This window comes from Winogradskya humida (assembly GCF_016862215.1).
GTDB classification, from domain to species: Bacteria; Actinomycetota; Actinomycetes; order Mycobacteriales; family Micromonosporaceae; genus Actinoplanes; species Actinoplanes humidus.
On sequence record NZ_BOMN01000148.1, the window covers coordinates 1 to 22762 of the forward strand.

The window sequence follows — 22762 nt, forward strand, 5'->3', positions numbered from 1 at the left end:
ACGGCCACCGCCGAGGAATAGGCCCGCCGCCTAGGTGTAGGCCCGCCGCCTAGGAGTAAGCCCACCGCCCCTAGGTGTAAGGCCGCAACGAACCGCGCCATCCATCGTGGTGGCGCGGTTCGTTCATATGCCCGGCTCAGGAATACAGGCGGGCGAGGTCGACGAGGAGGATCCGGTCGTCGGTTGCGGCGGCGGCCGTTAGTTCGGCGGTGAACCCGGCGCCCCCGTAGAGAGCGAGCACCGTGGTTTCGGTGTCGTAGCCCTTCGGCCGCAGGAGGTCGCGGGCTGTCGCCAGGCGCTGAAGGTGATGGTGGCCGATGACCTCGCCCCATTTGACCTCGCCCAAGGACAGGATTCGCCGGGGGCCGCTGCCCTGCTGCGCGGCCAGCGCGACCACGTCGATCTCGATCTGGGTGCGGCTCGCCGGGTCGTTGACCGTCCCTGACCCGACCTCGGACGGCTGCTCGGCGAAGAGGGCGTCGCCGGATTCCAGGGCGAAGGCCCGGCACAGGGCTTCGAAGTGCGGGCCGACGACCTGGGTGAGGAAGGTCTGGCGGGTTGTCGTCCAGACCTGCTCGGCGCGGTGGATCTCCAGCTCCGCCCAGCGTTTCCGCATGATCGCCTCGTAGAACGTGATCAGCGGTTCGACGATCCGGTAGCGAGCGCGGCCTGGCCGGAGCAGGTCCGGTTCGCGGGCGATCAGCGCACAGTCCTCGAGGACGTTGAGCGGGTGCGTGATCTGGTCGGATTTCCGCCCGATGAAACTGGCGATCCCGCCGTTGGTGTTGTTGCCGGCGGCGATCGCGGCCAGCACCGAGTGATAGAGGGCGGGGTCGCGGATGGCGGCTTCCTCGGCCAGCAGGTATCGCGCTTCCCTGAACAACGGCGTCTGCGGGTTCAAGGCGGTCCGGATCACCCAGGCGTCGTAGTCGTCGATCGTGGCCGGGGCGTCTCCCTGGGTGAACTCGTAACGATAGGCCGGGGTGCCGCCGACGACCGCGTGGACCAGGATGGCGAGTCTGGGATCGGTGATGCCCCAGAACCGGGCAGATTCGCGGTAGCGGAACGGCTGGACGACGAGCTCGAGGCTTGCCCGGCCACGTAGCGGTGCCTGCCCGGCCAGGAGGCTGCCCATGACCGACATCGCCGATCCGCACAGCACCAGCCGTGCCGAGCTTGCGCGGCCGCTGCCTCCCGGGCCGAGCTCGCGCTGAATGATCGACGGCAGCGCTGGTGAGGTCTTCGACAGGAACGGGAACTCGTCGATCGCGACGACAGTCGGGCGGTCGGTGACGCTGTGGAACATATGAGCTATCGCGTCGTTCCAGTCCCGGAACGGCGCTTCGATGAACTCGTTGGTGTGCCGTGCGAGCGTCTCGGTGAACAACCGCAGCGACTCCGCCTCGGTCGCCTCGGTGGCGGCGAAGTACATGCCTCCGGCGGCTTCGGCGAGAGCTTGCAGCAGGAAGCTCTTACCCTGACGGCGCCGGCCGCTCATCACACCCAGCGCCGCGGCGCCGGCCGTTGCATCGGAGGACCTGGTCGCGAACGCGGCGAGACCGTCCCACTCGCGGGTCCGGCCGAAGATGCGGGGCGGTTTGTCCATCAGCACGGCCTCCATAATGTCACAAGTCACAGAAGTATAGTTCTCAGAACTATACTTCTGCGACCCAAACAGTCCAGGTTCCTAGGACGGTAAAGAGGGTGTGGCGGGCGGTGGGGGACTTTTGCTGATTGCGGCGAAAGTTGTGGACTTCGTGACAGAAGGCGCCTAGCGTCAGCAGGCATCGATGGTTGTCGACCTGTCTGCGGGGCGCTCGATGAAGAGATCGCTGTTCACCCGACCACGCGCCGCCCTTTTGGTGGGCGCCCTTCTGCTGCCTGCAGCACCGGCCGGGGCGGCGGCCGCGCCTCCTCCGCAGGAGCCCGGAGTCACCCTTCGGACCTACGATCTGCAGACGGCGCGGGATGCGATCTGCACGCTCAAGCCCGCGCAGACGCCGAACGTCGACAAGCTGATGCCGGCGATCAACTGGACGACTGAGGCGGACTTCGGGCTGGCGGACCACTTCCAGTCGGAGGTGATCGCGAACATCAGCATCGGGACGGCGGGGGCGTACGCGTTCAGGCTCACCAGCGACGACGGCTCGCGGCTCCTGATCGACGATGCGACGATCATCAACCACGACGGCGCGCACGGGGCGACCGCCAAGGATGGCAGTGTCACGCTCACGACCGGCTACCACGGCCTGCGCGTGGACTACTTCGAGCGCGACGGCGGCCAGCAGCTGACCCTGGCGTGGCAGCCTCCGGGAGCGACCTCGTTCGTGCCGGTGCCGACCAGCGTGCTGAGCACCGATGCCGGCGTGGTCCGGGTGACCGCGCCGGGGCGCAAGGAGTGCGAGGGGTCGGCGGACAGCCCTGGTGACGGTCTTCCGCTGGATGCCGTGTACCCCGGGTACACGCTGAAGGATCTGCGGCCGGCCGGGTTCGAGCCGCAGGTGAGTGCGATGGACTGGTTCCCGGACGGGCGGCTGGCCATCGCGACCTGGGGCGGGAGCGACACCGTGGCGGGGGAGGTGTACATCCTCAACGGGGTCACCGGAGACGGCCCGGTGACGTACCGGAAGATCGCCTCTGGTCTCCGGGAACCGATGGGGTTGAAGATTGTCGACGGGACGATCTATGTCTCGCAGAAGCATGAGCTGACGGAGCTCACCGACACCACCGGCGACGGCGTGATCGACCAGTATCGCCGGGTCGCGACGTGGCCGTTCGACGGCAATTTCCACGAGTTCGCGTTCGGGCTGCTCTACAAGGACGGCTACTTCTACCTGAACCTGTCCGTGTCCATCGATCTCGGTGGCGCGACCACCCAGCCGCAGGGTTCACCGAACCGCGGCACCAGCTTGAAGATCAACCGCGCGACGGGTGCGGTGCAGTACGTTGCGGGCGGGCTGCGTACGCCGGATGGGCTGGGGTGGGGGCCGGAGGGCGACCTGCTCGTCCTCGACAACCAGGGTGGGTGGCTGCCCGCGTCGAAGCTCGTGCAGATCAAGCAGGACCGGTTCTTCGGGCACTACACCAATCCGGACGGACCGTACGACGACCGCCCCGTGACGCAGCCGGTGCTGTGGCTGCCGCAGAACGAGATCGCGAACTCGCCGAGCACTCCGCTGATGCTGGACTCGGGGCCGTACGCGGGGCAGGTGCTCTTCGGTGATGTCACCTACGGCGGGATCCAGCGGGCGTACCTGGAGAAGGTCGGTGGTCAGTATCAGGGTGCGGTTTTCCGGTTGACCCAGGGGCTCGAGTCGGGGGTGCTGCGGCTGACGCAGGGGCCGGACGGTGCGCTCTACTACGGCGGGCTCGGTGCGGGCGGTAACTGGGGTCAGGAAGGCAAGCTGACGTACGGGCTGCAGAAGCTGACACCCAACGGCACAAGCGTTTTTGACATCAAAGCTATGCGTACGATCGCCGGCGGTTTTGAGTTCGAGTACACGCAGCCGGTGTCGGTGGACACCGCCGCGCAGCTCGCCGCGCGGTATCGGGCCGAGCAGTGGCGTTACGTGCCGACCCCGGCGTACGGCGGACCGAAGGTGGATGAGGAGTCGCTGCCGGTGGCGTCGGCGTCGCTGTCCGCGGACCGGTTGAAGGTGACGCTCAAGCTGACGGGGCTCAAGCCGGGCCGCGTGGTGCACGTTCGCTCACCGCGTCCGTTCACGTCGACGTCCGGTGCGTCGTTGTGGAGCACCGAGGCCTGGTACACGCTCAACAGCCTGGCCGATGGTTCGACGTTGCCGACGGGCCGGGTCGAGGCGGAGAATGCCGGGCTCAGCGGGAGCGCCGGGGTGGCTTCCGACCACACCGGGTACACCGGGTCGGGTTTCGTCGCGGGGTATGGCTCGGTGGGGGCCGCGACGACGTTCAGCGTTGACGTGCCGTCGGCCGGGGCGTACCCGGTGTCCCTGCGTTTCAGTAACGGCCCGAATCCGTCCGCGGGTGCCAAGACGGTCAGCCTGTACGTCAACGGCAGCAAGGTCAGGCAGATCAACCTCGCCGACACGGGTACGTGGGACACCTGGGCGACCCAGCTCGACACGGTGACATTGCGGGCCGGGGGCAACACGATCGCGTACAGGGTCGACGAGGGCGACATCGGGCACGTCAACCTCGACAGCCTGACCGTCGGCGACACCACGGCGGCCGCGCCGCGGACAGGAACGCTCACCGGCATTGCTGGCAAGTGTGTCGATGTGGACAACGCGAGCACTGCCGACAGGGCCAAGATTCAGCTGTACGGGTGCAACAACTCGTCCGCGCAGAGCTGGACCCGCGACGGCGACACCCTGCGCGCGCTCGGCAAGTGCCTGGACGTGGACAACGCCGGAACGGCCAACGGCACCAAGGTGCAGCTCTACACGTGCAACAACGGCGCCGCGCAGGTGTGGCGGGCCCAGGCCGACGGGTCGTTGCTGAATCCGCAGTCGGGCAAGGTCCTCGACGCGGCGGGCGGGGCGAGCACGGACGGCACCCAGCTGCAGATCTGGGAACCGGCGGGCGTGGCCCAGCAGCGGTGGACCCACAACGGCCCCGGCCGGGTGACGCTGTTCGACGGCGGCAACCTGCAGGCCTTCCAGAACGCTGACGGTACGCCGGCCACGTGGCCGGTCTCCGGCGGCTCGGCGGAGGCGTTCGGTGGGGACCTGCGCACCAAGCAGACGTACGGCGATTTCCGGTTGCACGCCGAGTTCTGGCTGCCGAACCTGCCCGGCGACGTGACCGGTCAGGCGCGTGCGAACAGCGGCATCTACCTGCAGGACCGCTACGAACTGCAGATCCTCGACACGTACGGTAAACCGGCCCTGGCTGACAACGACTGCGCCGCCATCTACCTGAAACGGGCGCCCTCTGCCAACGCCGGAACAGCCCCGGAGACGTGGCAGACCTACGACGTCACATTCCGTGCGGCCCGCTACGACGGCACCACGAAGATCGACAACGCCCGCGTCACCGTGGTCTGGAACGGCACCACCGTCCACGACAACATCGCCATCGACGGCCCCACCGGCAACGGCGCCGCGGAGGGGCCGTCCTTCCTGCCCGTCCGCCTGCAGGACCACGGCGACCCGGGGGCGAACGTCCGCTACCGCAACCTCTGGATCGAACCGGCCTGACTGTGCTCGCGTACCCGGGCCCGCCCGCTCCAAACGGGCCCGGGTGGGTGACGTGATGCGGCGGCCCGGCTCCGTGTGAAGCGCTGACGTGGGGGTAGCCGGGGCCGACAGCATCTCGGCTACCGGAGGATTCCCATGGCGAAAGACACCCTGTCCCGTTCCCTGCACGACGTCGGCCTCGCCGCCTGGTTCGGCGGCACCCTGGCCAACGCGGTAGCCCTCAACCCGGCCGCCGCGCAAGCGGACACGGCGAGCGGCACCGGCCGCGTCGCGAACACCGGCTGGAACAAGTGGACCCCGGTCAACGCGGCCGCCATCGGCGCGCACCTCGTCGGCAGCGTCGGCGAGCTCGTCGGCAACCGCTCGCGTCTGGCCGGGCAGAGCGGCGTCGGCTCGATGGCGATCGCGAAGACCGGCCTGACGGTGGTGGCACTCGCCGTGACCGGCTACAGCCGCCTGCTCGGCCGCAAGGTCGCCCAGGAGGAGTCGGTGCCGGCCCTGGCGGGCACCGAACCGGCCAGCAGCACCCCCGGCGACGTGGCCACCGCGCAGAAGCGGCTGTCCACCCTGCAGTGGGCCATTCCGCTGCTGACCGGCGCCCTGATCGTCGTCAGCTCCTTCGCCGGCGAGCAGCAGCGCGCCGGCGAGGTCAAGAAGGGCGTACTCTCCCGCTTCACCAGCTGACCGGCGCCCGGTTACCGCGCTGGCCCCGGGCCCGGCTGGATTACGCTGGCCCCGATCGGGCCGTGATCTGGTGACAACGGGCCCGGCGGCAGGCGAGGGGGATGCCCGGTGTACATCAAAGAGATCAAGCTGCGAAACGTGCGAGGATTTCACGACGCCCGTGACGTGTCGCTTGACCTCACCCGGCCGGACGGATCCCTCGCCGGCTGGACCGTGCTGGCCGGGCGTAATGGTTCGGGTAAAACGTCACTGCTGCGGGCTGTGGCCCTCGCTGTCGGCGGTCCCGGCGTAGCCCGCAACCTGGTCTCCGACTTCTCCAACTGGGTGTCGTTCGGCAAGCTTCACGCCGTCGCCACGGTGCAACTCACGCATGACACGGGGGTCGATCTCTTCGCCGGGGACGAGGAGTGGCCGGCGGGGCAGTTCGGGGCCGGTTTGAGCTGGGCCATCCAGGAGGATGCCCGTTATGCCGGACAAGACAGGCAGCCGGCGATGATGGAACACCGTGGCTTGTCCGGCGGTGAACTAAGAGCGTCACAGCGGGGGCCTTGGTCCGACAACCCGGCCGGGTGGTTCTGCGCGGCGTATGGCCCGTTCCGGCGGCTCGCGGGCGGTTCGGGTGACGCTCAGCGGCTCATGGTCAGCAGGGGCCCGGCCACGCGGATGGCCACGGCGTTCCACGAGGATGCGTCCCTCGCCGAGGGCGTGAGCTGGCTCATCGAGCAGCACCTGCGATCACTGGAGAAGCGGTCCGGCGCTGAACAACTCAAGGCGGCCGCTCTGGCAGTCCTGGGCGACGGGCTGCTACCGGACGGATACGCGATTCAGGGGGTCAACTCGGATGGCCTCTGGGTCGAGCGCGGCGGTCACCGTTCTCCCCTGCGAGAGATGAGCGATGGATATCGTACGGTCGCCGCGCTGGTGGTCGACCTGCTCAAACAGGTCTACGAGGCTTACGGCACCCTCGACGTCGTCACCGTCGGTGGGCTGACCACGGTCAACGCGCCGGGCGTGGTCATCATCGACGAGGTCGACGCCCACCTGCACGTCTCCTGGCAGAAGCGGATAGGCGGCTGGCTGAAACAGCACTTCCCCCGGACCCAGTTCATCGTGACGACCCACAGCCCCTACATCTGCCAGGCGGCGGACGAGCGCGGCCTGATCCGCCTGCCCGGCCCCGACGAGGACACCCCGCCCCAGATCGTGGAGCAGGACCTGTACGAGCGGATCGTCTACGGCAGCGGCGACGACGCCGTCATGTCGGAGCTGTTCGGCCTCGACACCCCCTACTCGGACCAGGCCGTCCAACTCCGCCGCGAGCTGGTCATTCTCGAGACGGACGTGCTCACCGGCCACGCCAACGACCAGCAAATCCGCCGCTACGTGCAGTTACGTGACCTGCTTGCCAGCTCGCCACCCGCCAGAGTCGACGAACTCGCGGCACGACTGGTTGCGAACGGGGAGCAGCACCGTCCGTGATTCCGATCCACCGCTTGCCGTTACCCGCCGAGGTCACCGATCGTATGACGACCCTGAGCGGGCACATCCGTTCCGAGGACCCAAGCCATCAGGTTCAAATAGCGCGTGACCTGTGGCGTTCGAAGACCACGCGGTCCCAGGTGGCGACGCCGATCCGTACAGTGCTGCAGCGGATGGCACCCGGTGCTGAACGGTGCATGTACTGCGGCGACAGTTTTGGCACCGACATCGATCACTACGAGCCGATTGCGCAGGCTCCACTGCGTACCTTTGATTGGCCCAACCATCTTCTGGCTTGCTCGCACTGCAACAGTCACCACAAGCGTGACCAGTTCCCCTTAGATGAGCAGGGGATCCCGTTGTTGATCGACCCCACGGTCGAGGATCCTTTTGATCATCTGATGCTGTCGTTGTCGGTCGGGGAGTATCGGGCGTTGTCGGAGAAGGGCCGCCGGACGATCGAGGTGTGCGGTCTGAACCGGTTCGCCCTGGCGAGGGCCAGGCAGAACGTCTTCCAGGTGGTGGTCCTCTGCCTACGGACATGGTCAGCTGCTGTGCGCGGCGAGAACCTCTACGATCCCGCTCAGGTTCTGCACATGATCCGGGAGCAGCCGTGCGCTGACGTCTGCCAGGCGATGCTCCGGCAGGTCGAGCAGCCCGGAGCGGCGGTCGTGTTCTCCGAGGTGCCCGACATCGTTGGGCTGCTCCGTGATCGCCGGGTCCGCGAGGTCCTGCTCCTGACTTTGTGACGAGGGCGGCTGGACTACGTGCGTCAATCGTTCTGATCCAGCGACGACGGTGATCTCCGAGAGGACAGGTATTGACAAATGTGAATTGAAAAGAGTCCTATCTGTGTACCGGTGACAGCGTTGTCACCTTCGGATCTCAGAAGGGACGGCATCCCCCATGCTCCGTACCCTCGCCGCAGCGGTCGTCCTCACCGCTGCTGTGCTTTCCGTTCCGCAGGCGGCAAGCGCCGCGGACCTGGCCCTCACGCAGTACGTCAATCCCCTGATCGGTACGGATGACAGCAACTCGCCCAACCCCGTCGGCGGCGGTGCGGGTGGCAGCACGTTCCCCGGTGCCACCGTGCCGTTCGGGATGGTGCAGTTCAGCCCGGATACGCCGACGGGGTCGCCGTCGGGGTACCGGGACCGGGACCGGACGATCGAGTCGTTCAGTCTCACGCATTTCAACGGGGCCGGGTGCCCGAACAACGAGGATCTGCCGATCCTGCCGGTGACCGGCGCGCTCGGTGCCTCGCCCGGGAATTCCTGGACCAGTTATGCGTCCGCCTACACGAAGTCCAACGAGTCGGCCTCGCCCGGTTACTACAAGAACCGGCTCGACAAGTACGGCGTGGACGCCGAGTTGAGTGCCACCACGCGCACCGGCGCCCTGCGGTTGACGTATCCGGCGAGCACCACCGCGCGGGTGCTGATCAACGCGAGCCGCTCGGCGACCGGGGACCGGGACGGGAACGTGTCGATAACCGGGAACCGGGTCTGGGGTGAGCACACCGCGGGCGGGTTCTGCGGTGGGCGTACGTTCAAGATGTACTACTCGATCCTCTTCGACCGTACGCCCACCGGCTTCGGCACGTTCAACGGCGCGACGGTCAGCGCGGGATCGGCGAGCGCGAGCGGCACGCAGGCCGGCGCGTACGTCACGTTCGACACCACGAGCAACGCCGTGGTGAACGCGACCGTAGGGATCTCGTTCGTCAGTGTCGCCAACGCGCAGAACAACGCCACCGCCGAGGCCGCGTCGTTCGCCGATGTGCGCAGCAACGCGGACGCGAAGTGGAACACCGCGCTCAACCGGGTGCAGGTCACCGGTGGCGCCGCGACGGAGCTGCAGAAGTTCTACACCGCGCTGTACCACGTGCTGCAGAACCCGAACATCGCCAGCGACACCAACGGCGAGTACCGCGGCTTCGACGGCGCTGTGCACACCGCGAGCCATCCCGTCTATCAGAACTATTCGGGCTGGGACATCTACCGGTCCTGGTCGGCGCTGGTCGCGCTGATCGCGCCGGACGTGATGACCGACATCGTGAAGTCCATGGTGCTCGACGGCCAGCAGGGCGGCTCGCTGCCGAAATGGTCGCACCAGAGCATCGAGGACTTCGTCATGCCCGGCGACCCGGGACCGATCGTCGTGGGCAGCGCGTACGCGTTCGGCGTACGCGGATTCGACACCGCGGCAGCCCTGGCCCTGATGAAGAACAGCGCGAACGGTGGCGGCTCGCAGGGCTACGTCCTCCGCGGCAACCAGTCCGTCTACGCGGCGAACGAGTTCATCCCGGGCAACCCTTCGGAGACCCTGGAATACGCGTCCAGCGACTTCGCCATCGCCCAGTTCGCCAAGGCGGTGGGCGACACGGGCGCGTACACCACGTTCAGCACCCGCTCGCAGTTCTGGCGCAGCTCGTTCAACGGTGAGTCGTCCTTCATCCATACCCGCGACGGCGGTGGCGCGTGGTCGACGCCGTTCAACCCCGCGCAGGAAAGCCCCTACGTGGAAGGCAATGCTGCCCAGTACAGCTGGATGGTCCCGCACAACCTCGGCGCGGTCGTCACGCTCATGGGTGGCCCGGCCACGGCGGTGCAGCGTCTCGACCACCACTTCACGGAGCTGAACGGCGGGCTGTCCCGGCCGTACTTCTACATCGGCAACGAACCCGAGCACGGGGTGCCGTGGGCGTACAACTTCGCCCGCAAGCCCGCCGGTGCCAGTGACGCGGTGCGCCGGGTGATGGCCGAGTCCTTCACCACGGGCGCGGGCGGCCTGCCCGGCAACGATGACCTCGGCGCGACATCGGCCTGGTACGTCTGGTCGGCGCTCGGCTTCTACCCCGTCACCCCGGGCGCCGACACGCTCGCCGTGCACGGCGGCTCGTTCCCCAGCGTGCTCATCCAGCGCCCGTCCGGGAACATCACCGTCACCGGTGGCAGCGCCGCGAACCGTTACGTGCAGACACTTTCCGTCGGCGGAACAGCGACGAGCCACAACTTCTTCAGGTACGCCGACATCGCGGCGGGCGGCACCGTCGCGTTCACAATGGGCAGTGCTGCTTCGGCGTGGGGGACCGGCGCGGGTGACGTACCCCCCAGCTTTGCCGAAGGTCGCACACAGCCGCCGGCCGAACCCGACCTCGGGGCGAACCTGGCCCAGGGCCGGTCCGTCACCGGGTCGGCGGCGTGCAACAGCGCGGAGTCCGCGGCCAAGTCCGTCGACGGTGCGATCGCGGGCAACAGCAAATTCTGCTCCGGGACCGCCCCGCAATTCCTGCAGGTGGACCTCGGCTCCGCCCGCACGGTCAGCTCCTTTGTGGTCAAACACGCCGGCCTCGGCGGTGAGCAGACCAACTGGAACACCGGCGCTTTCACCCTTTCCACAAGCCTTGACGGTACGGCGTGGAGCACCGCGGTCAGCATCACCGGCAGCAAGGCCAGCCGCAGCTACCTGCCGATCGCCGCCCGCACCGCGCGCTACGTCCGGCTGGACACGACCCAGCCGGCCGCCGACGGCAGCGGCACCGCCAGAATCTACGAGGTCGAGGTGTACGGCAGCAGCAGTGCCCCGACCGACCTGGCGCTACGCCGCACCGCCACAGCCGACTCTTCCTGCGCCGCCACGGAAAGCCCCGACCGGGCGTTCAACGGCAGCTGGCTGGGCGGCTGGTTCGACAAGTGGTGCTCGCAGGGCACGACGAAATGGCTGCAGACCGACCTCGGCAGCACCCAGCACATCGGCTCGGTCGTGATCCGGCACGCCGGCGCTGGTGGCGAGTATCCGAAGTGGAACACCCGCGACTTCGACGTCCAGACCTCCCCGGACGGCACGACCTGGACAACCCGCGCCCAGGTCCGCGCCAACACGGCGGACACGACGACAACAACGGTCAACGCCGACGCACGCTATCTGCGCGTCGCCGTGGTGACCCCGACCCAGGACGGCACCACCGCCGCCCGCATCTACGAGGTCGACGTCCGCGCCTGACCGAGTGCGCCGGGCGGGTGAGACATGCCCGCCCGGCGCTGTCACGGACGTCACGAAGTTTGGACTTGCTGGTTCACTTTGCGAAGAGCAAAGTATGGACCAGGCGGTCCGATCGGGGCGCCGGATCAGGGGATGAGGCGGTCATGAACAACTACTATCTGCTCGGGCGTTCCGGGCTGCGGGTCAGCCGGTTGGCGCTGGGGACGATGAACTTCGGGGTCGACGGGTTCCACAAGGCGTACGGGAAGACCGAGGAGGAGGCCGAGCCGATCTTCCGCGCGTACGTGGAGTCCGGTGGCAATTTCATCGACACCGCAGACTTCTACACCGCGGGGGAGAGCGAACGCATCCTCGGCAGCCTGATCAAGCGGGCGGGCAACCGCGAGCGGCTCGTGCTGACCGGCAAGTTCACCAACAGCATCGACCCGGGCGACCCGAACGCCAGCGGCAACGGGCGCAAGCACATCGTCCGGGCGGTCGAGGCGTCGCTCAGGCGGCTCGGCACCGACTACCTCGACCTCTACCTGCTGCACACCTGGGACCGGATCACCCCGGTGGAGGAGGTCGTGCGGACGCTGGACGACCTGGTCCGGGCGGGGAAGATCCGCCACGGTGGGCTGTCGGACGTTCCCGCCTGGTACGCCGCCCGCGCCCAGAGCTACGCCGAGGCCCACGCCATGAGCCCCCTGGTCACGGTCCAGTTGCCGTACTCGCTGGTGAACCGGGCCATCGAGGCGGAGTTCGTGCCGATGGCGCAGAACCTGGGCATGGGCGTGACCGTCTGGAGCCCTGTCGCGGGCGGCCTGCTCACCGGCAAGTACCGGCGTTCGGCCGGCGGCATGGACGGCACCGGCCGGCTGACCAACCCCGAGGCGGGCGGCGCGGCCGTCACCGACCACGACTGGCAGGTCATCGAGACCCTCGAGAGCGTCGCCGCCGACCTGGGCCGGCCGATGGCGCAGGTGGCGATCAACTGGGTCGCGACCCGGCCCGGCGTCGCGTCGGTGGTCCTCGGCGCCAGCAGCGCCGCGCAGGTGCGGAGCAACCTCGCCGCGCTCGACTTCGACCTCCCGCCCGATGCCCGGCGCCGGCTCGACGAGGTCAGCGCGACACCACCGGCGCTGCCCTACGCCATGTTCACCCCGGAATACCAGAGCTGGATCGTCAGCCCCGGCCTCGGCATCGGTGACAAGCCGGCCGGCTACCACCAGCCCGTCTTCAACGCCGTGAATTCCTAGCGGCCTATCCTCGACGCCATGACCGGATTGACCGCTAAAGGCGCCGCGACCCGTGAACGGATCGTGCGCGCCGCCACCGAGCTGATCCTGGAGCGCGGGGTCGCCGGGATGACGCTCGACGAGATCCGCGACGGCACGAAGACCAGTAAGAGTCAGCTCTTCCACTACTTCCCCGGCGGCAAGAGCGAGCTGGTCGCCGCGATCGCCGGTTACCAGAATTCCCAGGTCATGGCCGCCCAGGAGCCCTGGATCGACCGGCTCGACTCCTGGCGGGCCTGGCAGGGCTGGCGCGACGCCGTCATCACCCACTACACCGGGCTCACCCACAAGTACTGCTCGGTCAGCGCGCTGGTCAACGAGGTCGCCCCGACCGAGCCGGAGCTGTCCACCCAGATCGCGGCGTATGCCGACCGCTGGCTCGCCCAGCTGGCTGCGGGCCTGCACCTGATGCGCGACACCAAGCTGCTGCGCTCCGACGCCGACCCGGACCGGCTGGCCCTGGCCGTCTTCGCGTCGTTGCAGGGCGGCCTGCTGGTCATGCAGTCCAAGAACAATATCGAACCGCTCGCCGCCGCTCTCGACGGTTCGCTGGCGATGCTGCGCAGTTACGCCACCTGACAAGGCGGCGTTTATCCGCGCCATACATGACGCGGACGACGATGGGTGGATGCGAACCACCTTCACGCGGGTCGCCGTCGGGGCCGCGATCGTTCTCGGGGTCGCGGTGAGTGCGCCGGGGCCCGCCCAGGCGATCGCTCATGGGGAGGACGCTGCCGCGGGGCAGTACGGGTTCTCGGTGCGGCTGAGCATGACCGGTCTTCCGGCCGCCGACCACGGCAGCCGGGACAGCTCGTGCTCCGGGGCGCTCATCGCACCCCGGTGGGTGATCACGGCCGGTCACTGCTTCCGGGACGCGTCGGGCAAGCGCGTCGGGCGTACGGTCGCCGGGCGCACCACCGCCACGATCGGCCGCACCGCCCTGACCGACCACACCGGCCACGAGATCGACGTCGTGGCGGTCCATCAGTCGAAGACGGCCGACGTGTCCCTGGTCGAGCTGGACGAGGCGGTCACCGATGTCGAGCCGCTGCGGATCGCCACCACCCCCGCCGCGCCCGACGAGACCGTCCGGCTCACCGGCTGGGGCCTGACCAGCTACGACGAGGGCGACACCGTCGACCGGCTGCAGACCGGCGAATTCGTCGTCACCGAGCTCGGCGAGGCGACGGTGAGCGTCGCCGGGCGGGCACCCCGGGCCGACACCAGCGCCTGCCCGCACGACTCGGGCGGCCCCTACTTCCGCACCCGCGCCGACGGCGTCCCCGAACTGGTCGCGGTGGTCAGCCGCGGCCCGGCCTGCCCGCACACCGGCGATGACGTGGCCGCCCGCGCCGACAACCTCACCGGCTGGGTGTCGGACACCATGGCCGGCCGGGTCCTGGGCCTCACCCGGAACTGGTGGATCGCTGTCTGCGCGGCGCTCGCGGGTCTGCTCGCGATCGCAGTAGTGATCAGGACCAGCCGCCGAGGTAGCCGGCGAGGCCCGGGTCGGCGTCGAGCGGGGTGACGCCGGCGTTGTCGTCGGCGTGGGTCTCGAACATGTCTTGTCCCCAGGTCGCGCGGCGGGCGCGGGCGCGGGCGGAGTCGATCCGGACAGCTGGTCCGAGCAGCACTGTGCCGAGGGTGCCGACGCCGGCCGCTGACACCGCGTCCCGCAGGGCATCCGCGATGCTGTCGACGCGGATCGCCGCCGGCAGGTCGACGACCACGCGGGCCAGGGGAGCGGCGCCGGCTTTGGTCACCCGCTGATCGGAGCTGAAAAGGCCGAGGAATTCGTCGGGTACGCAGACCACGGCCGCCGGGAGCGCCGCGAGCACCGAATCGACGCACACGAACGCGGCGGCCGGTGACGGTGCCGCGCCGAGCCTGACCACGATGTCCGGGTTCGCGCTGCGCAGACCGTGCCCCCGCGACCCGGCGACCCCGATGACGTCGGCGAGCAGCAGCGTCTCGTTGTCCTTGCGTGCACGGCGGGCCGGGTCGTCCAGCTCGCGCCCCGCCCAGTCGGGCCCGTCGTGCCAGGCCACGGCGTCGGCGGCGTGGGCAAGGATCGCACCGCCGAGCCAGGCGCGGTACGCCCACTCCCAGTCCTCGCCGCCGTACGCGCGGAACTGCTCGTCGAATCCGCCCACCCGCTCGAAGAACCAGCGCGAACAGGCGAGTGCGGCGCTGATGACGTACCTGTAGGCCCGGTCGTCGGCGTCGAGCAGGTCCCGCGTGTTGTGATAGCCGTCCCGGAGCCACTGCGGTTCGGGGAGCTCGGCCGCGGGGCCGGCCTGTTCCACGGGGGCGTCGACGGGGAGTTCGGCGAGGGCGGCGTGCCGCCTGCGGCCTACGACGACGGCCTCGGGTGCGAGTGCCGGGAGCCGTGCCATGCGGGTCAGGTACGAAGGCTCGGGCACGGTGTCGGCATCGAGGAAACACAGCACGTCGCCGGTCGCTGCCGCCGCGCCGAGGTTGCGTGCCGCCGCCGCGCGGAATCCCTCGTCGGCCTGGCGCAGGAGACGGACCCCGGCCGGCACCCGCGGCGGTTCCGGGGATCCGTCGTCGACGACGATCACCTCGGTGCGGGCGGCGGGATGCGTCTGCCGGTTCAGCGCGGCGAGCGTACGGTCCAGCTCGGCCTGTTGCTTGTAGTGCACGACGATGACGGACACGGTCGGTGGTTCGTCGGGGTTGACGCCGTCGAGGAGATCCCAGCGGTTGCCGGGGACTGAGCGGCCGGTCACCATGCGATGTCCTTGCTCCACCAGCGCAGGTACGCGGCGGCGGTGTCGTCGAGATGCGGGCGGGTGACGGCGTGTGCCGGGAGCCAGGTCGACGCCGGGTCGGCGAGCGCGGCGGCGATCGCTTCCGCGAGCCGATCGGGCGCGACGAGATGCACGGTCGCGGGTCGCAGTGCCGCCATCTCCCGGGTGTAACGCCCGTCGATGACCAGGGGACGGCGTCCCGCGGCGATCCAGGTGGCCAGCGACCCGGACGCGGAGAAGTGTCGATGCGCTACGACAGGCACGGCCACCTCCCGGCACCGCGCGATGAGATCCTCCTCGGCCACGAAGCCGGTCACGTCGACGGCGATCCCGTGCGCCGCGGCTTGCTCGGCGAACACCCGGAGATCCTCCTCGTGCCCCGCCGACGGCCCCCCGAGCACGGTCATGCGGGGCCGGTCGGCCAGGGCGGCCACCGCGTCGACGACTTCGGCGTGGCCCTTGCCCGGGTAGAAGAACCCGAGCACAGCGACGTCGGGGGAGCCGGGTCTGGTCCTGGGCGAGGAAAAGGGCGCGGGTGTGACGGGCAGGGGCACGACGGCGAGGACCCGGGGCGCGATGCCGGCCTCGGCGAGGTGGGCGGCTTCGTGGTGGCTGTTGACGACGACACCGCGCGTGACGGCCGCGACTCGGGCGTAACAGTCGGTGCGGCGGGGGAGATTACGCGGGCCGTCGGAGGGCTGCGGGATGTCATGGAGAGTGACGGTGAGCGCTGTGCGGGCGGCGATGCGTTCCACGAGCGCGGCCGCGTGCTCCGGGGAACCGGCCCAGAGCCGGTCCGTGAAGTGGAGGTGGGCACGCTCCGGCGGTTGCTCACCGAGCAGGTCCGCCGCGGAAACCCCCAGCCGGATGCCGGTCTCCGCCGCCACGGCCGCGGCAAGATCCCGCGCAGCGACAGTGACCCCGTGGCGCTGATCATCGGTCACGACGAGCGAGGGCAAACCGTGGCGCTGGCAAGCAGTCCCGGCAGGCGAGGGCGATCCCTGGCGCGGGTCGCTGGTCGCGGCGGGTGCGGGGAGTCCGGTCATGAGTCGCCCAGGATCTTCAGGGAGTCGGCGTGGCGGGTGAGGCCGGCCTGGACGGCGTCGGGGTGGGCTGAATACCAGGCCAGGTGTGCTTCGCGGACGGCGCCGGCCTCGATGACCGCGCCGTCGACCAGCCAGTCCGGGCGCTCGTCCGGCTCATCGAGATCCCAGGCTTCGATGACTGCCGCTTCGCGGGGCGCATGGACGGAGTTGAGCAGCGGCCGGCCCGGATCGGTGGCGTGTGAAGGGAGGCCGAGTGCGGCACGGACGCGTGCCGCCAGGGCTGTGAAGATCGGGTTGCCGGGGTGGTTGAGGGTCCGCATGAGCGCGAACGACGGTGCCGCGAAGAGATCCGAGACGATCACGGTGCCGTGGGCGGCTTCTCGCGTACTCAACTGGGTGAGGGAGTGGTCCGCGATCGCCCGGACCGTCGCGGGGTTGAGGCGCACGGTGGGGAGTCCGGCGGCTTCGGCGAGCACGCGCAGGTCGTGGTATTCGACGAGCGGCGGGACGAGGCCCGGGTCGGACGGGGGACGGATGATGGCGTGCGCGGGGTACAGGCCGGCGAAGCGGATCACCGGCACCCGCACCGTCCGGACTCCGGGGCCGAGGCGCGCGCTGAGCTGCGCCGTGCCGAGCGGGAGGCCGCGGTAACCGTCGCGGATCGGCTGGGAGACCAGGAACGACGCCCGGCCCAGCCAATGGTCCAGGTGGGGGAGGTCGGCTGCGGTCAGTTCGTGGACGGCAGGCAGGCGGACCGTACGCAGACCAGCGCCGTCAAGCATGATCCGTAACGACTCCGCCTGGCAGTTCCCTGTCACGAGAGTGATGGGACCGTCACCGTGCGGCTCGGAAAGTCCGTAGAACTCCCCGTAGTGCCAGGTCCGCGGGGAGTTATCCATGATCCCTCACGCATTCCCGTAAATCCGCTGCTCACACCCGTTCTGCCAAAGCGATGTTGTCAGAAACATCTCAGCGAATCCCGGGACGTTGTGGGCATCCCGTGTCCTGCGCGCATCCCGAGCCTGGCGTCGGTCGCCCGCACCACCTGACCGATCCTCGAGGAGGCCGCTGTGCAGCTCACCGCACCCGTCATCAGAGTGGCTCCGATCCCGTCCGCGCACCCCTACGTGCGGCACGTGCTGACGGGCGGCGGCATCGACCTGCTGCCCGACCCGCCGCCGCCCGGCGCCCCGGACGGCCGGTGGTGGCCGCCGGTGATGTGCGACGCCGCCTGGGTGACGGCGAACCGGGACGACTTCGACGTCATGCACATCCATTTCGGCACGGAGTCGTTCCCGGCGGAGCACCTCCGCTCGCTCGTACGCGCGCTGCGCACGAGCGGCCGCCCGCTCGTCTACACGCTGCACGATCTCGAGAACCCGCAGCTGATCGATCAGGCGCAGCACCTCGAGCACCTCGACATCCTCGTCCCCGCCGCCGACGCGGTCGTGACGCTGACCGCGGGTGCCGCCGCCGCGATCAGGCGGCGCTGGGGCCGCGTGGCCGAGGTCGTCGCGCACCCGCACGTGCTCGCCCTCGACGCGGACGCACCCGCCGGGCGCCGTTCGGACGCCGCGATCCTCGGCGTGCACCTGCGCGACATCCGCCCCGGCACCGACGCCGTGCGCGCGGTGGCGACCCTGCTCGACGCCGTGGACCGCCTCCGGGCGCAGGGCGTCGCCGCGGTCGCCCGCGTGCAGGTCAACGACCGGGTCCGCGACGAGGCCGCCCGCGAGACCGTGACCGCGCTGGTCGCCGCGCACCCCGCAGCGGAGCTGCACCGGAGCGAGCGGCTCGACGACGCCGCTCTCACGCGGTCCATCGCCGACCTGGACGTCGCCGTGCTGCCGTACCGCACCGGCACGCACTCCGGCTGGGCCGAGCTCTGCTGGGACCTCGGCGTCCCCGTCGCCGGCCCGCGTGTCGGGTACGTCGGCGAGCAGCATCCGGAGGACTTCGCCGCGTTCGACGCCGGTGACGGCGACGCGCTCGCCCGCGCCGTGCGGCGCCTCCTCGCCGCGGCACCCCGCGCGGGTTCAGCCGGACGGGTGGCGCGTCTCACCGAACGCCGCCGCCGGCGAACAGCCGACGCCGCCGCGATCACCGCCGCCCACACCGCCGTCTACAAACGAGTCCTGGCCTCGCCGCCCGCGCCTGCCGACCTGGCCGCGCCTGCAGCGCCGCTCGAGCCCGCCGGGCTGGCAGCATGAGCGCCCGTGCCGCGCGTCCCCGCACCATCGCCGTCATCGCGCCGCTGCGGCACCCCATCCGGGAGCCCCACGCCGGTGGACTCGAAGCGATGGTGTGGGATCGCGTCCGGATGCTCCGAGCGCGCGGTCACCGCGTACTCCTCTGTGCCGTAGAGGGTTCGCAGTTCCAGGAGGACGTCCCGGCGGAGTTCCGGCTGCCCGCGGCGGTCTGGCCCGACGAGATGGACGCGACCGACTCGACCTACCCGCCGGGACACCTCGACCGGGCCCTCCCCGCGCTGGAGGCAGCCCTCGACTTCATCCGCTGGAACGCGGACACGATCGACCTGGTCGACAACCACAGCCTGCACCCGCAGCCCCTCGCCCGTGCCGACCAGCTCGGGGTCCCGATGGTGACGACGCTGCACACCCCGCCGCTCCCCGCGCTCGTCGAGGCGGCACGCGCGGCGGTCCCGCCCGGGCGGTTCCTCGCCGTCAGCGCGTACACGGCCGCGGACTGGCGCCGGCACGGTGTCGACGCGCTGGTGATGCCGAACGCGATCGACAGCAGTCGCTGGCGTCTCGGGCCCGGCGGCGAGGGCCTGGTCTGGTTCGGACGGATCGTCCCGGAGAAGGGCGTGCACCTCGCCGTGCAGGCCGCGCGGCTCACCGGGCGGACGTTGCGCATCGCGGGCCGGGTCGGCGACGCGCCGTACTTCCAGAAGCACATCCGCCCGTTCCTCGGCGACGGCGTCGAGTATCTCGGCCCCCTCAGCCAGCCGGAACTCGCGCAGCTCGTCGGTGGCAGCGCCTGCGCCCTGGTCACCCCCCTCTGGGAGGAGCCTTTCGGCCTCGTCGTGGCAGAGGCCCTGGCAACGGGTACGCCCGTAGCCGCATTCGACACCGGCGGCATCGGTGAGGTCGCGGGCACCGCGCCGGCGGTCCGGCTCGTACCCATGGGTGACGTCGAGGCACTCGCGTCGGCAGCCGGCCACCTCGCCAACGCCGGCGGGGACGAACAGCAACGCCGCCGCCGGACCCGCGCGGCGGCCATCGCGCGGTTCTCGCTGGACCACCGGGCAGCCGAGCTCGAAACCGTGTTCGACCTGTCCGCGACGCACGCACGACCGGGAGCCGGCGCATGGGTATGACCGGCTGGTACCTCCACCATCACGGCGCGGGCCACCTGACCCGCTTCCGCGCGGTCCGGCCGCATCTCGCCGGAGACGTCACGGTCTTCAGCTCCCTGCCCGCACCGCAGAACCTCCCGCCGGACACCCGCTGGGTACGCCTCGACCTCGACAACGACGGCACCCCCGACCCGGCCGGCGCCGACCCGACCGCGGGTGGGCTGCTGCACTGGGCGCCCCTCGGTCACGCCGGGCACGCGCGCCGGCTCGCCGTCATCGCCGACGCGATCGCCGGGCAGCGCTTCGACCGGTTCGTCGTCGACGTGTCGGTCGAGGTGGCGCTGTTCGTGCGGCTCCTCGGCGTCGCCACCGTCGTCGTCACCCAGCCCGGCGACCGGGGCGACGGGCCGCACCGGCTCGCGTACGCATCAGCGGCCCGCGTCCTGGCACCGTGGCCCGCAGGCGCGCACCGCTCACCCGCGCAGCACGGACTCGTCGAGGTCGGCGGCATCTCGCGCTTCGACGGGCGTACCCGTGATGGTGAGCCGGACCCCGGCACGGTGCTCGTGCTGGGCGGCGGCACCGCCGAGAGCGACCTCACCGACCGCGTCGCCCGCGCGGCCGCCGCGACCCCGGGCACCCGCTGGAGCATCGCCGGCGGCTCGACATGGATCGAGGATCCCTGGGAGGCATTGCTACGCGCCGAGGTCGTCATCGCCGCAGCGGGCCAGAACAGCATCGCCGACCTCGCTGCCGCCGGTGCGCGGGCGGTGGTGGTGCCGCAGCCGCGACCGTTCGACGAGCAGGTGGCGACCGGCCGCTTCCTCGCCGACCACCAACTCGCCGTCGTCGAGGCGCGCTGGCCCGACGACGACGCCTGGCCCGTAGTGCTCGACCAGGCCCGGGCGCTGGAACCCGACTGGGCACTGTGGGGTGTCACCGGCGCCGCGCACCGGGCCGCCGACGCGATCGCGCAGGTCAGATCATGATCGCAGTCATCACCATCTGTTCCGCGTCCCGCCTCGACCACGTACGCCGCCAGCAGCGATTGCTCACGCCCGAGCCCGTACGCCGCATCGTTGTCTGGCTCGACGCGGACGCGCCGCCGTCCGTCCCGGAGTTCGCCGGCGCCGAGATGCTGCACGTCCCGCCGGGGGAGCAGGGCCTGCGCCTCGCCGCCGGACGTGACCGTGGCGCCGAGGCTGCTCTCGAAGCGGGCGCCACCCTGCTCGTCCTGCTCGACGCCGACTGCCTTCCCGGCCCGGACCTCCTCGCGCGGTACAGCGCCGCGGCCGCCGCGCATCCGGGCGCATTGCTGTGCGGCCCGGTCACGTACCTGCCGGAAGGCGTCCTGCCCGAGGACGCGGGTGACCTCCCGGCCCTGACCGCACCGCACGCCGCCCGTCCCGCGCCGCCCGACGGGGAGAACGTGCCGGGGGAGCACCGGTTGTTCTGGTCGCTGTCGTTCGCGGTGACGGCGGAGGCCTGGCGTACGGTCGGCGGCTTCGACGAGTCCTATGAGGGGTACGGCGGGGAGGACACCGACTTCGCGTTCACCGCGCGGGCGGCAGGCGTACCCCTCGTCTGGGTCGGGGGTGCGCACGCCTACCACCAGCACCACCCGACGTCGACCCCGCCGTGGCAGCACCTCGACGACATCCTGCGCAACGGCCGGCTCTTCGCGGACCGCTGGGGGACCTGGCCGATGCGGGGCTGGCTCGACGCGTTCGCCGAGGCGGGCGCTATCGAGCGGACGCCGGCGGGGTGGAGGCGATCGCCGGCAGCGCCTGACCGGTCCGGGCCACATGGCTGAGGCGTGATGTGAGTTTACGGAGCACGCCGAGGCTGCCGATCCGGGCCACCGTACGCAGGACCCCCACGCCGGCCGCGGACGCGGGGTAGAACAGCCGGGGCGTGCCGGGCGGCAGCTTCTGCGCATCGTCGATCAGGGGCCGCATCCAGCGTTCGTACAGCTCCAGGGCGGCGCCGTGGTGTTCCCGGCTGAGGTATGCGGCCAGGACGTAGCCGCCGATCATGGCGAGCGAGGTGCCGCCCCCACCGAGCGGTGTCACGCACCACGCGGCATCACCGGTGACGCAGACGCGCCCCTTCGCCCACGACGGCATCATGATCTGGGTCAGGTAGTCCATGTAGACGTCGCCGGAACCCTTGAAACCGTCGACGACGCGCTGAGCCTGCCAGCCGGCGTCGCCGAACACCTCGCCCAACGCGTCGCGGGCCTGGTCGAGTGGCAGCTCGGCAAGATTCTGCCCGCGGGTGGTGAACGCCAGCGTCGCCCGGGTGGTGCCCGCGTTGTCGGGGCGCAGGGTGATCTGCCGGCCGCCGCTCGCGGAGTACCAGCGCCACCACCGGTCATCGTCCCCGGTCCGCGGGATGGTTCCGTAGGCCATGTTCAGCCCGAGCTCGCGGCGCGCGACGGCGGATCCGAAGACCAGGTCACGGGTACGCGACCGGACCCCCTCCGCGATCACCAGCAGCTCGTAGTCCGCCGTGGCACCCCGCTGGAACGTCACCTCCACGTGGGAGTCCTGGTCGCGTACCCCGGTGATCTGGTCGTCGTAACACACCTGGACGCCGGCGGGCAGCGCGTCGAGGATGATCCGCGCGAGGTCGCCCCGCAGGATCTCGAGCTCGGCGGTGAGACCGTCCGGATCCTCGACCGGGAACCGTGCGACGGCGCGGCCGCGGGCGTCGAGCACCGCCGTGCCCTGTTCCGTGGTGCTCCGGCGGCGTACCGGCTCCTCGAGGCCCATCTCGGCGAGGACTTCGCGCGCCGCGCCGCGGATGTCGATGTTCTGGCCGCCGTCGCGGAACACTTCGGACCGTTCGACGACGTCGACGTCCCATCCGGCGCGTCCGAGCCAGTAGGCGGTGGTGAGGCCGGCGATGCTGGCGCCGGAGATCAGCGCACGGGGACCGGTCATGGCGTACTCCCACTCTAAAGCTTGAAAATCTAATCACTTGATTATCAAGCCACTATAGG

The 22762-nt window shown here is 70.3% G+C and carries 17 protein-coding genes; 12 read left to right on the forward strand and 5 right to left on the reverse strand.

Annotation, left to right across the window (positions count from 1 at the left end):
* Positions 1-136: 136 nt before the first annotated feature.
* Positions 137-1636 (reverse strand): ATP-binding protein, encoded by a 1500-nt coding sequence (locus Ahu01nite_RS48300; RefSeq protein WP_239159763.1) that lies wholly within the window; start codon positions 1634-1636, stop codon positions 137-139.
* A gap of 184 nt (positions 1637-1820) precedes the next feature.
* On the opposite strand from Ahu01nite_RS48300, the gene Ahu01nite_RS48305 reads away from it, so the two are divergent.
* The 8 genes from Ahu01nite_RS48305 (at position 1821) to Ahu01nite_RS48340 (ending at position 14150) form a co-directional block, all read left to right on the forward strand.
* A complete protein-coding gene (locus tag Ahu01nite_RS48305) occupies positions 1821-5177 on the forward strand; it encodes a 3-keto-alpha-glucoside-1,2-lyase-like domain-containing protein (RefSeq protein ID WP_203843522.1) in 3357 nt (1118 codons plus the stop codon).
* Positions 5178-5312: 135 nt separating this feature from the next.
* A complete protein-coding gene (locus tag Ahu01nite_RS48310) occupies positions 5313-5861 on the forward strand; it encodes a hypothetical protein (RefSeq protein WP_203843523.1) in 549 nt (182 codons plus the stop codon).
* A gap of 108 nt (positions 5862-5969) precedes the next feature.
* Entirely contained in the window at positions 5970-7340 is a 1371-nt protein-coding gene (locus tag Ahu01nite_RS48315; protein WP_203843524.1) for an AAA family ATPase, read from the forward strand.
* Positions 7337-8089 (forward strand): HNH endonuclease, encoded by a 753-nt coding sequence (locus tag Ahu01nite_RS48320; protein ID WP_203843525.1) that lies wholly within the window; start codon positions 7337-7339, stop codon positions 8087-8089. The genes Ahu01nite_RS48315 and Ahu01nite_RS48320 overlap by 4 nt, the downstream gene beginning before the upstream one ends.
* Positions 8090-8246: 157 nt before the next feature.
* Positions 8247-11345 carry a GH92 family glycosyl hydrolase gene (locus tag Ahu01nite_RS48325; RefSeq protein WP_203843526.1) on the forward strand — a complete coding sequence of 1033 codons (3099 nt, stop codon included), beginning with the start codon at positions 8247-8249 and terminating at the stop codon, positions 11343-11345.
* A 143-nt stretch (positions 11346-11488) separates the two neighbouring features.
* Complete coding sequence (locus Ahu01nite_RS48330) at positions 11489-12583, forward strand: aldo/keto reductase (RefSeq protein WP_203843527.1); 1095 nt, start codon at positions 11489-11491, stop codon at positions 12581-12583.
* Between the two features lie 18 nt (positions 12584-12601).
* Positions 12602-13201 (forward strand): TetR/AcrR family transcriptional regulator, encoded by a 600-nt coding sequence (locus Ahu01nite_RS48335; RefSeq protein ID WP_203843528.1) that lies wholly within the window; start codon positions 12602-12604, stop codon positions 13199-13201.
* Positions 13202-13250: 49 nt separating this feature from the next.
* Positions 13251-14150, forward strand: a complete 900-nt coding sequence (locus Ahu01nite_RS48340; RefSeq protein ID WP_203843529.1) for a S1 family peptidase — start codon at positions 13251-13253, stop codon at positions 14148-14150.
* Here the strand turns inward: Ahu01nite_RS48340 and Ahu01nite_RS48345 are convergent.
* The 3 genes from Ahu01nite_RS48345 to Ahu01nite_RS48355 form a co-directional block, all read right to left on the reverse strand.
* Positions 14095-15375: a glycosyltransferase family 2 protein gene (locus tag Ahu01nite_RS48345; RefSeq protein ID WP_239159764.1), complete on the reverse strand. Its 1281-nt coding sequence runs from the start codon at positions 15373-15375 to the stop codon at positions 14095-14097. The two genes, Ahu01nite_RS48340 and Ahu01nite_RS48345, sit on opposite strands and share 56 nt — an antisense overlap.
* Positions 15369-16337, reverse strand: a complete 969-nt coding sequence (locus tag Ahu01nite_RS48350) for a glycosyltransferase family protein (RefSeq protein ID WP_203843530.1) — start codon at positions 16335-16337, stop codon at positions 15369-15371. Before Ahu01nite_RS48350 ends, Ahu01nite_RS48345 begins: the two co-directional genes overlap by 7 nt.
* A gap of 98 nt (positions 16338-16435) precedes the next feature.
* On the reverse strand, positions 16436-17338 hold the full coding sequence (locus Ahu01nite_RS48355; RefSeq protein ID WP_203843531.1) for a WcbI family polysaccharide biosynthesis putative acetyltransferase: 903 nt from the start codon (positions 17336-17338) through the stop codon (positions 16436-16438).
* Positions 17339-17509: 171 nt separating this feature from the next.
* Between Ahu01nite_RS48355 and Ahu01nite_RS48360 the strand changes: the two genes are divergently transcribed.
* The 4 genes from Ahu01nite_RS48360 to Ahu01nite_RS48375 are packed head-to-tail and all read left to right on the forward strand — an operon-like array spanning position 17510 to position 21571.
* Positions 17510-18649, forward strand: a complete 1140-nt coding sequence (locus Ahu01nite_RS48360; protein WP_203843532.1) for a glycosyltransferase — start codon at positions 17510-17512, stop codon at positions 18647-18649.
* Positions 18646-19779, forward strand: coding sequence for a glycosyltransferase (locus Ahu01nite_RS48365; protein WP_203843533.1), 1134 nt, complete (start codon positions 18646-18648; stop codon positions 19777-19779). The genes Ahu01nite_RS48360 and Ahu01nite_RS48365 overlap by 4 nt, the downstream gene beginning before the upstream one ends.
* On the forward strand, positions 19770-20747 hold the full coding sequence (locus tag Ahu01nite_RS48370) for a glycosyltransferase (RefSeq protein WP_203843534.1): 978 nt from the start codon (positions 19770-19772) through the stop codon (positions 20745-20747). The genes Ahu01nite_RS48365 and Ahu01nite_RS48370 overlap by 10 nt, the downstream gene beginning before the upstream one ends.
* Positions 20744-21571, forward strand: coding sequence for a glycosyltransferase family 2 protein (locus Ahu01nite_RS48375; protein WP_203843535.1), 828 nt, complete (start codon positions 20744-20746; stop codon positions 21569-21571). The genes Ahu01nite_RS48370 and Ahu01nite_RS48375 overlap by 4 nt, the downstream gene beginning before the upstream one ends.
* Here Ahu01nite_RS48375 and Ahu01nite_RS48380 read toward each other — a convergent pair.
* Positions 21501-22703 carry an FAD-dependent monooxygenase gene (locus tag Ahu01nite_RS48380; RefSeq protein ID WP_203843536.1) on the reverse strand — a complete coding sequence of 401 codons (1203 nt, stop codon included), beginning with the start codon at positions 22701-22703 and terminating at the stop codon, positions 21501-21503. The two genes, Ahu01nite_RS48375 and Ahu01nite_RS48380, sit on opposite strands and share 71 nt — an antisense overlap.
* Between the last annotated feature and the right edge of the window lie 59 nt (positions 22704-22762).